At 64.4% G+C, this 12,717-nt stretch carries 12 protein-coding genes; 6 read left to right on the top strand and 6 right to left on the bottom strand.

The window, feature by feature from the left end; translation table 11 throughout:
- Nucleotides 1-35: 35 nt before the first annotated feature.
- From lpdA to FOM02_RS37240, 5 genes are read right to left on the bottom strand one after another with little or no spacing between them, the layout of a single operon-like run.
- Nucleotides 36-1,430: a dihydrolipoyl dehydrogenase gene (gene lpdA / locus FOM02_RS37260; RefSeq protein ID WP_027564046.1), complete on the bottom strand. Its 1,395-nt coding sequence runs from the start codon at nt 1,428-1,430 to the stop codon at nt 36-38.
- Nucleotides 1,431-1,434: 4 nt separating this feature from the next.
- Nucleotides 1,435-2,709: a dihydrolipoamide acetyltransferase family protein gene (locus FOM02_RS37255; RefSeq protein ID WP_027564047.1), complete on the bottom strand. Its 1,275-nt coding sequence runs from the start codon at nt 2,707-2,709 to the stop codon at nt 1,435-1,437.
- A 1-nt stretch (nt 2,710) separates the two neighbouring features.
- A complete protein-coding gene (locus tag FOM02_RS37250) occupies nt 2,711-3,724 on the bottom strand; it encodes an alpha-ketoacid dehydrogenase subunit beta (RefSeq protein WP_027564048.1) in 1,014 nt (337 codons plus the stop codon).
- Between the two features lie 3 nt (nt 3,725-3,727).
- Nucleotides 3,728-4,999, bottom strand: coding sequence for a 3-methyl-2-oxobutanoate dehydrogenase (2-methylpropanoyl-transferring) subunit alpha (locus FOM02_RS37245; RefSeq protein WP_051378394.1), 1,272 nt, complete (start codon nt 4,997-4,999; stop codon nt 3,728-3,730).
- On the bottom strand, nt 4,984-5,352 hold the full coding sequence (locus FOM02_RS37240; protein ID WP_141263155.1) for a hypothetical protein: 369 nt from the start codon (nt 5,350-5,352) through the stop codon (nt 4,984-4,986). Before FOM02_RS37240 ends, FOM02_RS37245 begins: the two co-directional genes overlap by 16 nt.
- A gap of 32 nt (nt 5,353-5,384) precedes the next feature.
- On the opposite strand from FOM02_RS37240, the gene FOM02_RS37235 reads away from it, so the two are divergent.
- Nucleotides 5,385-5,897, top strand: a complete 513-nt coding sequence (locus tag FOM02_RS37235) for an Lrp/AsnC family transcriptional regulator (protein ID WP_051377655.1) — start codon at nt 5,385-5,387, stop codon at nt 5,895-5,897.
- Nucleotides 5,898-5,974: 77 nt separating this feature from the next.
- Here FOM02_RS37235 and FOM02_RS37230 read toward each other — a convergent pair whose 3' ends face one another.
- Nucleotides 5,975-6,484: a hypothetical protein gene (locus tag FOM02_RS37230; RefSeq protein WP_027564052.1), complete on the bottom strand. Its 510-nt coding sequence runs from the start codon at nt 6,482-6,484 to the stop codon at nt 5,975-5,977.
- 492 nt (nt 6,485-6,976) lie between these two features.
- On the opposite strand from FOM02_RS37230, the gene FOM02_RS37220 reads away from it, so the two are divergent.
- The 5 genes from FOM02_RS37220 to FOM02_RS37200 all read left to right on the top strand — a co-directional run bounded on the left by FOM02_RS37220 (nt 6,977) and on the right by FOM02_RS37200 (nt 12,716).
- Nucleotides 6,977-8,113, top strand: coding sequence for an ATP-grasp domain-containing protein (locus tag FOM02_RS37220; RefSeq protein ID WP_027564054.1), 1,137 nt, complete (start codon nt 6,977-6,979; stop codon nt 8,111-8,113).
- Nucleotides 8,110-9,000, top strand: a complete 891-nt coding sequence (locus FOM02_RS37215; protein ID WP_027564055.1) for a succinate--CoA ligase subunit alpha — start codon at nt 8,110-8,112, stop codon at nt 8,998-9,000. The genes FOM02_RS37220 and FOM02_RS37215 overlap by 4 nt, the downstream gene beginning before the upstream one ends.
- A gap of 35 nt (nt 9,001-9,035) precedes the next feature.
- Complete coding sequence (locus FOM02_RS37210) at nt 9,036-10,241, top strand: FAS1-like dehydratase domain-containing protein (RefSeq protein WP_027564056.1); 1,206 nt, start codon at nt 9,036-9,038, stop codon at nt 10,239-10,241.
- A gap of 88 nt (nt 10,242-10,329) precedes the next feature.
- Nucleotides 10,330-11,529: a CoA transferase gene (locus FOM02_RS37205; protein WP_027564057.1), complete on the top strand. Its 1,200-nt coding sequence runs from the start codon at nt 10,330-10,332 to the stop codon at nt 11,527-11,529.
- Nucleotides 11,526-12,716, top strand: coding sequence for a CaiB/BaiF CoA transferase family protein (locus FOM02_RS37200; RefSeq protein WP_027564058.1), 1,191 nt, complete (start codon nt 11,526-11,528; stop codon nt 12,714-12,716). The genes FOM02_RS37205 and FOM02_RS37200 overlap by 4 nt, the downstream gene beginning before the upstream one ends.
- Nucleotide 12,717 lies beyond the last annotated feature (1 nt).

Genomic DNA, 12,717 nt, shown 5'->3' with positions numbered 1-12,717 from the left:
CACGAACGGCGGCCATGGTGGCGATGCTTGTACGTTCAGATATGAATTGCATGTCCCAGCGACTTCAGCGCGGCCTCGTGCAAGGCTTCGCTTTGAGTTGGATGCGCGTGGATGGTCATCGCGATGTCCTCGAGGCGTGCACCCATTTCCAGCGCGAGGCTGAAGGCTGCTGACAGTTCTGCTATGCCGGCTCCGACACCCTGGATTCCAAGCAGCAAATGGTTGTCCGCCCGCGCCACGGTCCGGATGAAGCCGTCCTCCCGCTCCAGCGTCAGTGCGCGACCGTTGGCCTTGAACGGAAAGAGATCTGTCTTGATCTCAAAAGCCTTTCCGGCCGCCTCGCTCGGGGACAGGCCGACGGTGACGATCTCGGGATCGGTGAAGCAGATCGCCGGGATCGAAACCCGGTCCCAGGCGCGGCGACGACCGGCAACGATCTCGGCCACCATCTCGCCTTGCGCCATGGCGCGATGCGCCAGCATCGGTTCTCCCGTGACGTCGCCGATCGCGAAGATGCCGTGCATCGAAGTGCGGCATCGATCGTCAATTCGGATGAACGGTCCGTCCATATCGAGATCGAGGTTCTCGAGGCCAAAACCGTTCGTCGCGGGCTCGCGACCGACGGTAACGAGGATCCTATCGGCTTCAAGTGATGTCTGCTCGCCGCTAGCAGTCTCGATCGCGAGTGCCGTGCCATCCGCAACCAGCGCCGTCGCCTTCGCGCCTGTCAAAACGGTGACTCCGAGCGCACCAAGGCGTCTGGCGATGGGTTCGCTCAGGTCGCCATCATATTGCGGGAGAATACGTGGCGCGGCCTCGATGACGGTGACGGTCGAACCCATTTTCGCGAACGCCGTGCCCAGCTCCAGGCCAATGTAGCCGCCGCCGACCACGACGAGCTTGTTCGGGATTTCGGTGAGCGCCAATGCCTCGGTCGACGAGATCACGCGGCCCCCGTAGGGAAGCAATGGCAACGCGACCGGTGCGGAGCCTGTCGCGATCACCACTGTTGCGGCATGGATCACCTGCCGGCCGGATTGCGTTTCGACCTCGATGGTCTTGCCGTCGCGGAAGCGGGCGTACCCGGCCACGAGCCTGACCCCGGCCTTCTTCAACAGACCGGCCACGCCGCTGTTCAGACGCCGGACGATGCTGTCCTTCCAGGCGATGGTCTTGGCGAAGTCGAGCGATGGCTTTGCAGTGGAAATACCGAGCGGGCTGTTCTCGGCGGCGCGTGCAATCGTCTCATACTCGCCGGCTGCATGGATCAAGGCCTTCGACGGAATGCAGCCGACATTGAGACAGGTTCCCCCGGGCTTCTGGGCGTCGACGACGATCGTATCGATGCCGAGCTGGCCAGCGCGGATCGCGCAGGTATATCCGCCGGGGCCAGCGCCGATGACGAGAAGCTTGCAGGAAAGTTCGTTCACAGGCTTAGCCTTCAATGAAGATCATGGCCGGCGTTTCCAACAGCAGCTTGATGCGCTGCACGAACCGGGCGGCATCGAACCCATCGATCACCCGGTGATCGAAGCTGGACGACAGGTTCATCATCTGACGTGGCACGAAGGCAGCGCCATCCCAATGCGGACGGATAGCGATCCGGTTGACACCGATGATCGCGACCTCCGGGTGATTGATGATGGGCGTCGTGGCAAGCCCGCCCAGCGCGCCGAGCGAGGTGATCGTGATGGTCGAACCGGAGAGTTCGTCGCGGCTGGCGTTGCCGTTCCGAGCCGCTTCGGCGAGCCGCGCGACCTCGGCGGCGCAACTCCAGAGGTCGAGCGCTTCCACATGTCGAACGACGGGGACCACCAGGCCGGTCGGCGTCTGCGTGGCGATCCCGATATGAACGCCTGCGTGCTGGCGAACGATCCCTGCCTCGTCGTCGAAATGGGCATTGAGATGAGGCTGCTCGGCGATCGCGCGCGCCATGGCGCGCATCAGGAACGGCAACAATGTCAGTCTGGGCTTGCCCGGCTGCTTTTGGCTGTTGATCTTCGCGCGCAAATCCTCGAGCGCGGTGACATCGACCTCTTCTACATAGGTAATGTGCGGAATGCGCGAGCTCGCAATCGACATCTTCTCGGCGATCTTGCGGCGCAAGCCGACGATCTTGATGTCGGTTACCGCGGTTTGCGTCCGATACTGCGCCGCTGTCGTTCCGGTAAGGCCGCGCGCGATATGGGCGTCAAGATCATCGTGGGTGACCCGCCCAGCGGGGCCCGTGCCGCGGATCTGGCGCAAGTCGACGCCGGCTTCGCGCGCGCGAAGCCGGACCGCGGGAGCAGCCAGAGGCCGATCACTGGCGTGGTGGAGCGGCGCCGTGGAGGACCGCGACCTCAATGCGTTGGGCGGCTCGCTCGCCGGCAGGCTCGCGGTGCTTGCGGCATCGTCAGGCTTTTGGGGCGGCGAGCTTGCCGCGCGCGGCGCCGGCTGCGTTTCCGCCGTCGCCGGCTCACTCTTGCCGTCCACCTCCAGCCGAACGAAATCCGAGCCGATGGCGAGCACGTCACCCACCGTGCCGGCGAGCCAGACGACACGTCCGTCCGCCGGCGAGGGGATTTCCACTGTCGCCTTGTCGGTCATGACGGCACCGAGCACGGCGTCCTCGCGCACGATGTCGCCCACTTTAACGTGCCATTCCACGAGCTCGGCTTCCGCAATGCCTTCGCCGACGTCGGGCAGCCTGACCACGCGCTCGGCCATCTCAGGCCTCCAGCGTTTCGATCAATGCACGGCTGACGCGCGATGGGCCCGGAAAGTAGTCCCACTCCTGCGCATGCGGGTAGGGCGTGTCCCAGCCGGCGACACGCGCAATGGGCGCTTCCAGATGGTAGAAGCATCGCGTTTGGACCAGTGCGCAGAGCTCAGCACCGAATCCAGAGGTCAACGTCGCCTCGTGCACGATCACGCAGCGTCCGGTCTTCCTGACCGAGGCTTCGATGGTGTCGAGATCGAGCGGCAACAGCGAACGGAGATCGATGATTTCGGCATCGACGCCGGTCTCGGTCACGGCGGTCTCGGCGACGTGAACCATCGTGCCGTAGGCCAGGATGGTGACGGCGTTGCCCTGCCTGCGGATCGCGGCGCTGCCGAGCGGAATTGCAAAATGTCCGTCGTCGACCTCGCCGAGATCATGCTTCGACCACGGCGTCACCGGTCGGTCATGATGGCCATCGAACGGACCGTTATAGAGTCGTTTGGGTTCGAGGAAGATCACGGGATCGGGGTCCTCGATGGCCGAGATCAGCAGACCCTTGGCGTCGCGCGGGTTTGACGGCACCACCGTCTTGATACCGCAGACATGGGTGAACAGCGCCTCCGGGCTCTGGCTGTGCGTCTGTCCGCCAAAAATGCCGCCGCCGGTCGGCATGCGCACCACCAGCGGGCAGGTGAACTGGCCGTTGGAGCGGTAGCGTAGCCGCGCGGCTTCGGAAACGATCTGGTCATAGGCCGGATACATGTAGTCGGCGAACTGGATTTCGACGCAGGGCTTCAGGCCATAGGCCGCCATGCCCACCGCGATGCCGACGATGCCGAGTTCGCTGATCGGGGTATCGAAGCAGCGGCTCGTTCCGTATTTCGCCTGCAGTCCCTGGCTTGCGCGAAACACGCCGCCGAAATAGCCGACGTCCTCGCCGAACACGACGACACCGTCGTCGCGCGACATCATCACGTCCATGGCGTCCCGAATGGCCTCGATCATGGTCCGCCGTGTCATGGTTCAGACTCCGGCTTCCTGGCGCTGGCGGCGCAGATGCGCCGGCATCTCGGCGAACACGCCCTCGAACATGTCGCGTGCCGTAGGCCGCTGCTCGGAATGGAGCGTGCCGTAGCTTTCGGCTTCCTTTTGTGCCGAAACCACGGAGTCGAGGATCTCCGCCTCAGCCTGCTTGTGCCGCTCCTCCGACCAGGCGCCGCGGACGATCAAATGGTTCTTCAGCCTGATCACGGGATCTCCGAGCGGCCACGCTTCGGATTCTGTCTTCGGCCGATAGCCCGCGGGGTCATCCGAGGTAGAATGCGCACCGACGCGATAGGTCACGTGCTCGATCAGGGTCGGGCCGAGGTTGCGGCGTGCGCGCTCGCAGGCCCATTTCGCGACCGCATGGACTGCAAGGTAGTCGTTGCCGTCGACGCGTAGCGCCGGAATGCCGAAGCCGAGACCGCGCGCCGCAAACGTGCCGGAGCCGCCGCGTGCGATGCCCTGGAAGGTCGAGATGGCCCATTGATTGTTGACGATGTTGAGCACGACCGGCGCGCGATAGGTCGAGGCGAACACCAGCGCGGCATGGAAGTCGGATTCGGCAGTTGCGCCATCGCCGATCCAAGCGACAGCGATCTTGGTGTCGTTCTTGATCGCGGACGCCATCGCCCAGCCGACCGCCTGGATGTATTGGGTGGCGAGATTGCCGGAGATCGAGAAGAAGCCGTGCTCCCTGGAGGAATACATCACCGGTAGCTGGCGTCCCTTCAGGGGATCATGCGTGTTGGAGTAGATCTGACAGGCCATCTCGACCAGCGAGTAGCCGCCGGCGATCAAAAGCCCCGCCTGGCGATAGGTCGGAAAATTCATGTCGCCCGGAAGAAGCGCCTTGCGGAAGGCGCAACTCACGGCCTCTTCGCCCATATGCTGCATATAGAACGACGTCTTGCCCTGACGCTGTGCTGTCTGCATGCGCGCGTCAAACGCGCGCAGCGTCATCATGTGGCGCAAGCCTTCGAGCAATTCGCTGTCCGAGAGCGCGCCGGCCCAGGGACCGACCGCCTCGCCATCGCGATTGAGCACGCGGATGACGGAGAAGGCGAGGTCACGCATCGTTTCGGCGTCCACGTCGACGTCGGGACGATCGACCTGGCCTGCACGGGGGATGCGGATGTTCGAGAAATCAGGCGTGCCGCCCGGGCGCACCGCCGGCTCCGGTACGTGGAGCTTGAGCGGCGCATGTTCCGCGGACGGCGCCGCGCCGCTTTGGGGGCTCACAGCGTCACGCATGAGGTTGGGGTCGCGCATTGACTTTCACCTCTCACCTCGATCGCATCGATGCAAAACAACGCGCCGACGCGGCGAGCGAGCCGGTCAACGAGGTCGCGATCATCGATGTCTATGGAAGCCGAGATGCGGCATTCGTTCGCGTCCACCTGCGCGCTGACGGCAGCGAGCCGGAGCCCTGCAACACGCGTCTGGTCGAGCAGGCGGCCGAGTGCAGCGTGCATATCGCTGGTCTGGAGTTCGAGAAGAAACACCGCAATGGTCTCATTTTGTTGGTATAGCTTACTGGCAAGATTGAGGATTGTTGTTCTTTTCTTCTGGGTATAGGCTGGAAAAGCGATAAAGGGGTTCTGCATTATAGCTTCAAGTCGAGAATGAGGTTCTTAGTATGTCGCCGGTCGGACGTGCCACGACGCCAGTCAAGGCTCCGCGCAAGGACGCGCTTCGGCTCGACGAGATCGATCGCAAGATTCTGCGCGCCTTGCAGCAGGACGCGCGCCTGACGACGGCGCAACTCGCCGACAGGATCGGCCTCTCCACGACGCCATGCTGGAACAGGCTGAAGCGTTTGGAGACGCAGGGCTATATCGATGGCTACGTCGCGCTTCTTAATCAGGACAAGCTCGGTCTGCCTGAAACAGTCATCATCGAGCTGACGCTCGATCGCCACGACGAGGAGATGCTCGAACGTTTCGGCCAGCTGCTCACGAACTTGCCCGAGGTGATCGAAGCCTATCTCACCACGGGTGACTATGATTACGTCGTGAAGGTCGCGGTCGAAAGCACCGCCGGTTACGAACGCTTCCTGCGCGAAAAGCTCTACCGCATTCCGGGCATCCGCCACAGCCGGTCATCGTTCGCGCTGCGCTGCCTGAAGAAGCTGACCTCGGTGCAGGTCTAGGCAAAATGCGTTCGTGGCGACGAGAAGACGTCACCCGGTGGGACGTCCTCTCGTGTTCGAGTTGAAGATGCGGCGCGTCAGAAGGCGGTCTTCTTGCCGATGATGCCGACATAGCTCGATCGCACCAAGGCACCCCAGCGCCCGTCCTTCTTAACGATCACATAGAGGGAATCGGCCGACAATATCGGCTTGTCGTTGGCGTCATAGCGCGTGAAGCGCGTGACAAAGTGGAGCTTGTCGTCGGATTTCTGAACGAGCTTGCGATAAGTCCAGGCCGAACGCGCCCATGTCGATGCCTCCGCCAACTGCCTCGCGTCGTTCGATTGCGCATATTCTTCCGGCGTGTTCCAGATCTGCACCTGCCCGCCGGCGATCCGAATATGCGGATAATGGACGGTCTTGGCCCAGGCTACTGCATCGCGCGAGTTGAACGCCTTCATGAACTCGTCGAGATAGGCGCATCCCTGCTTCAACAGCTCGTCGTTTCCGGGATTTACGCACTCGTCGTCTGCCGGGCTTTGAGCGAACGCAACGGTGCTCATGCCAAAGAACGCACCCCCAAGCAGCAGCAATTTGCGAATTTTCACGATTAGACCTCCCCGATTGGCCAAGTCGACTTGGCTTCGTTGTGATTAATACCGCGCCTGTACCATTCGACGTTGATCTACGACGCGCTCCTTGTCGTCGTGCTCGGCGGAATCGACCTCAGCGGCGGGCAGGGCAGCGTCCGCCACGTGATCGTCGGCACGATCCTAGTTGGCGCTCTCACCAACGGCATGACGAAGGTCTATTTCGCGATTTGGCGTCATAGGGGGCTATGGCTGCGATGCTCATCGCAGCAACCGGCCGGCTGCTTGTCCCGACTACCGCGAGGCTGAGCGAGCGAACCGCGCCCCAACGACGCCCATTGCAACGCTACGCGCAATGCATGCCGCAATAATAATGCATTATCGTTGGCGGGAGCGCGGCGAAAAAATTGAGAAAACCCATCGCCAGATCGACTTTTCTGCTCCATTTCTCGCCAAATCGACGCCGATCTTCAAATAATAGCCATTGACCGCCTGAAAATAGAATGCATTATGCATTTCATGTTGGTCACCGAAGCTCAGGGCAAGGCGCTGCTCCGCGCCGCTGCCGTTCCCACTCCCTCAAGCTGCGAATTGCATTCGCTCGAGGAGGTTCGCGGTTGCCAGGTCGGCTTTCCTGTTGCGGTCAAGGCGCAGGTGGCCGCCGGCGGCCGAGGAAAATCCGGCGGCATCCGCAAGGCGGCTTCGGCCACAGAACTCGAAGCGGCCTTCGACGCGATCATGGCGATGCGCTTCGCCGGCGAGGCGCCGGAGTCCGTGCTCGTCGAGTCCTGGCTCGACATCGAGCGCGAGCTGTATCTCGCCGTGGCGATCGACAGCCGCGTCGGCGGCTTCAACGTGCTTTATTCGCCGCACGGTGGCGTCAACATCGAGGACGGTCCGCCGCCGCTGAGCTATCCGGTCGGACTCGCCCGCAATTTTCGCGCTCACGCCTTTCGCGCGCTGCTCGAACCGGTCGAGAGTGATCTGAAGGTGCGCGAGCGCGTGATCTCCACGGCGCGCCGGCTGCTCGAGATCGCGCAGGCGAACGAATGCACGACGGTCGAGATCAATCCACTGGTCGTTGCCAAGGGTGGCGCGCTGATCGCTGCCGACGCCAAGATTGTCCTGGACGAAGCCGCGGCCTTTCGCAGAGCCGCCACAGCGTCGGCCATTGCGAGCTCGCGCGACAAGGCGGAACGCGAGATCAGGCTGTGTGAAGAGGCCAATCTGATGCTGGTCTGGCTCGATGGCGAGATCGGCCTGATCTCGGGCGGCGCCGGCATGACGATGGCCGCGATGGATGCGATCGACGGCGCCGGCGCGCAGCCGGCCTGCTTTCTCGACGTCAGCGGTAATCCGACGCCCGCAGGCTTCGGGCTCGCCTTCGATCTCCTCGACCGCGCACCGAACGTGAAGGGCATTCTGGTCAGCATGTTCGGCGGCGGGCTGCACACGGATCGTGTGGCTAAAACGCTCGTTGAGCTCTTGGCGAAGCGAGCGTCCCCGAAGCCGGTAACCGTCCGCCTCAATGGCACGCGCAGCGACCTGGCGACAACCATTCTCGGCGAGGCCGGCCATCGCAACCATGCGACTCTGGAGCTGGCCGTCGCCGACATCGTGCAGAAGGTTGCAGGAGCGCGGTCATGAGCATTCTCCTCGACTCCGACGTGCGCGTGCTGATCGTCGGCATCACCGGCAAGTTCGGGACCTTCTCGGTCAAGGATCTCGCGCAGAGCCACACCCGCGTTGTGGCCGGCGTCGCGCCGGGGCGCGGCGGCCAGGCCATCGAGGGCATCCCGGTGTTCTCGAGCGTCGCGGCCGCGATGCAGGAAACGCACGCCAATGCGGCGCTGATCTACGTGCCGGCCATGGTCGCACTCGATGCGGTGCTGGAGACGATCGAGGCCGGCTGCCCGCTGATCGCCTATCCAGGCGACGGCCTGCCTGTGCTCGATGCGATGGAGATGCGCGCGGCGGCGATCGAGCACGGCGCGCACCTGGTCGGACCGAATTCGCCGGGCCTGATTTCGCCGGGCAAGGCCAAGCTCGGCTTCATGCCGTCGTTCTGCTACACGCCGGGTCCGATCGGTGTGATCTCGCGCAGCGGCTCGCTGTCCTATGAGGCCTGCTTCCGCCTCTCGCAGGCCGGCCTCGGCCAAACCAGCGTCGTCGGCATCGGCGGTGATCCCGTGCGCGGCGTCAATGCCGCCGAGGCCATCGCGCTGTTCCACGATGATCCGGAGACGCGCGCCATCATCTATCTCGGTGAGATCGGTGGCTCGGAAGAATACGCGCTCGCCGAATATGCCAAGCGACCCGATGCAAAGCCTTCGGCGGCGCTTCTGGTTGGTCGGACCGCGCCCGCCGGCAAGAAGATGGGACATGCGGCCGCGATGATCGGCTCCTACGCCGAGAGTTGGGCCGCCAAGGTCGAGGCACTCGATCGCGCGGGCGTCGTGATCTCGCGCGACCTCGATGGCCTTGCGGCTGCGGCAGCATCGGCACTGGCCCGCGCCATGAAACCCGCAGCCTAGAAAAACCTCAACTCATACAGGGAACGGAGACCACAATGGCAGACGTCATGGAAAAAGAGGTCGGTCACGCGCCGGCGGAAGGAAAGATCACCGACGAGGCGATCGCGCAGGCGCGCGGCATGATCGGTTTGCAGCTTCGCCCCGAAGGGCCGTATCTCCAGGACGCGACCGAAGACACCATTCGCAACTTCTGCAACGGCATCGGCGATCTCAATCCGCTCTATCGCGACGCCGAGCACGGCCGCCAGAGCCGTTACGGCACCAATGTCGCCCATCCCATGTTTCCGATGGCGTTCGGCTGGATCGGCCGCACCCGCTGGGGCTTGCCCGGTGTGCACGGCTTCTACGCCGGCAACGACTGGGAGCTGTTCCGCCACATCCGTCCGGGCGACCGCATCACCGCGATCGAGCGCGTCGTCGGCATCGAGGAGAAGGAGAGCAAGTTCTCCGGACGCCTCGTGCTGCAATATGTCGAGGCGACCTATTCCAACCAGCGCGGCGACCTCGTGGCCCGCGCGCTCGGCACCTGCACACGTCACGAGCGCAAGGCCGCGCGCGACGCCGGAAAGTACAAGGACGTCAAGCCCTACGAATACACCGCGGACGAATTCGCGGCGCTCGATGAAGCGATCCTGAAGGAAGACGAGCGGATGCAGGGGACCGCTGTTCGCTACTTCGAGGATGTCAATGTCGGCGACGAATTGCCGCCGATCGTCCGCGGCCCGCTCTCGCTGATGGACACGATGGGCTTCCTGGTCGGCTGCGGCCGCGGCCACACCCACGGCATCGTGCTGAAATCCGCGGTCAAGCATCCCGGCCATTTCTTCCGCAATCCGGAGGCCGGCGGCGGCATCGAATATACCGGCATCGGCCATCACCGCGAGTCGGTCGCCAAGGAGGTCGGCGTTCCCGGCACCTATGATTACGGCCCGCAGCGCTCGTCGTGGCTCGCGAGCCTCGTCACCAACTGGATGGGCGACGCGGCGTTCCTGAAGCGCGTGCGCACCGAGATGCGGCGCTTCAACACCATGGGTGATTCCACCTGGTGCAAGGGCAAGGTCAGCAAGAAATACGTCAAGGACGGTTTTGCGCTGGTCGATCTCGAGATCTGGGGTGAGAACCAGCGCGGTGAATTGACCACGCCGGGCCTCGCCACTGTGATGCTGCCATCGCGCAACGTGGACAATCGCGTGTTCTTCGACGGATCGGCACTCGAGCTGGAACTGCCGACGATCCGCTAACGGCAGCCCGAGCCAACAACCGAGGCGTGGTGCGCGTTGGCGCACCACGCCTCGGACGAGACCAAGAACAATAAGGGGAAGCGTTGCCATGATGGACGGGGCCGTTGCGCCGCTGCTGGCGGGAGTGACCGTCGTCGAGATCTCGCGCGGTGTTGCGGCGAGCCATGCCGGCCGGCTTCTCTCCACCCTCGGTGCCGAGACGGTTCTCATCGAGCCGCCGGATGGCAATCCGCTTCGCCGTGAGCCGCCATTCCTTCCGCCGTCGGGCGAAGCCAGCGCACTGTTCGCTTTCCTGGCGGCCGGCAAGAAAAGCGTCACATGCGATGTCGAGACGGCGTCGGGGCGGGCGGCATTGTCCGTGCTGCTGGCGGCCGCCGACATCTTGATCCACGACCTTCGCACTGACGAACGCGCGAGCCTCGATCTGGACGAGCAGACTCTGAGCTTGCGCTATCCGAAACTGATTGATGTCTCGGTGCTGCCCTTCGGCGCGGTCGGACCGAAGGCCGGCTGGCAGGGCGAGGAGATCAACCTGATCCACGCATCCGGCGAAGGCTTCCTGCTGCCGAATGGCCTTGCCGCCGAGCTCTTTCCCGATCGTCCGCCGATCAAGGTCTACGGGCACTTCGCCGAATATCAGGGCGGCGTGGTAGCTGCGCTCGGCGCGTTGTCGGCGCTGATCGGACGTGAGCAAGGTGGTGCCGAAAGCGTCGACGTCTCGGTGCAGGATGCCGCGCTTGCGGTGGGTGCATTCGCGCTGCAGCGCCTTGGCGACGGCTCGCTCGAGCATCGCCACACCCGCTCGTTCAAATATGGTGGCGTGCTCGAATGCGCCGACGGCTATGTCGAGCTGCTGACTCTCGAGGAGCGGCAATGGCGCGGCCTGGTCGAACTGATGGGCCGCCCGGACTGGATGCTCGATCCCGCGCTCGCGGATTCGCTGGAGCGTAGCCGCCGCGGTGCCGAGATCAATCGCGCCATTCGCGCCTGGGCGCTCGAACAGCAGACGGCGGACGTCGTCGCGCGCGCGCAGGCCTTGGGCGTCCCCATGGCGAAATATGTGAGCCCCGCCGAGGTGCTGGCCGGCGCGCATGAACGCGCGCGGGAGCTGTTTCAGCCGGTCGAGATCCCCGGCCGCGGCTCCTTGCCGGTGCTGTCGGCGCCGCTTCATGTCGATGGCGCGGCATTGCGCTTGCGAGCCGGGCCGCCGCGGCTCGGCGAACATCAGCACCTGCTCACGGCCAGGCGCATCCGCGACCAGCCGCTCGTCGCCGCGGAGGCCTCATGAAACCGCTTGCCGGAGTTCGCATCGCCGATTTCACGCTGCATGCGGCGGGTCCGTTCTGCACCCACATCCTGTCGCAGCTCGGCGCCGAGTGCATCAAGGTCGAGAGCGCGGCGCGCCCCGACATCTTCCGCAAGCCGCATCCGGTCTATGGCCGGATGGGACCTGCGAGCTTCGACCAGGTTGCCTCCAACAAGCTCTCGGTGCGCATCAACCTGAAGGACGCCAAGGGCATTGCGCTGGCCAGGAAGCTGGTCGGGGTGAGCGACCTCGTCTGCGAGAGCTTTCGGCCCGGCGTGATGGAGCGGCTCGGCCTCGGCTATGCCGCGCTCGCCGCGTTGAAGCCGTCGGTGGTGATGGTGTCGGTGTCCTCGTCGGGCCAGAGCGGGCCGGATTCGCATTTCGCCGGCTATGCGCCGCTGTTCGGCGCCTGGGGCGCGCTCGGCTATCTCACCGGTTACGAAGACGGACCGCCGGTCGAGATGCGCCATGTGATGGATCACAGCGTCGGCATGAATGCGGCGATGGCGGCGGTGGCCGCGGTGTATCGCCTGCGCCGCACCGGACGCGGAGGACATGTCGATGTCAGCGCGCGCGAGGTCGCCTGCTCGCTGGTCGGCGAGGCGCTGCTGTTCGCCGCGGCGGGCGGAAGTCCGGCGCGGATCGGCAATGATCATCTGCGCATGGCACCGCATGGCGTGTTCCGGACCCGCGAGGTGGATCGCTGGCTGACCATCGCGGTGCGCTCCGACGACGAATGGCGGAGCTTGGCGAAGCTGATCGGTGCACCGCATCTCCTGGCGGATCCGCGGTTTCAGACCGCTGCAAGCCGGCATCAGCATCGGCGGCCGCTGTACGGAGAGATCGAGCACTGGACGATGTCCTGCGAGGCCGGTGAGGCCGAGCGTATGCTGCAGGCTGCCGGGATCGCGGCGCATGTGTCCTGCAACATGGAAGACATTGCGCACGACCGGCATCTGCGCGCGCGCGGAACCGTCGTCGACGTCGAAGACACGACGGGCCGCAGTCGTGCCGCGCTGAAGGCGCCGATCCGGTTCTCGCGATCCGAGGTCGGCATGGCACGCGGCACGCCGCGGCTTGGCGAGGACGAGGATTATGTGTTCAGCGAGCTGCTGGGCTTGAGCCACGCGGAACGCGACAGCCTGATCGAGCAGCGCGTGATTTACTGAC

This window comes from Bradyrhizobium sp. SEMIA, from assembly GCF_014844175.1.
Classification (GTDB): Bacteria; Pseudomonadota; Alphaproteobacteria; order Rhizobiales; family Xanthobacteraceae; genus Bradyrhizobium; species Bradyrhizobium arachidis.
Note: the sequence above shows the minus strand (reverse complement) of the source record. Positions and strands in the feature narration are given on the sequence as shown.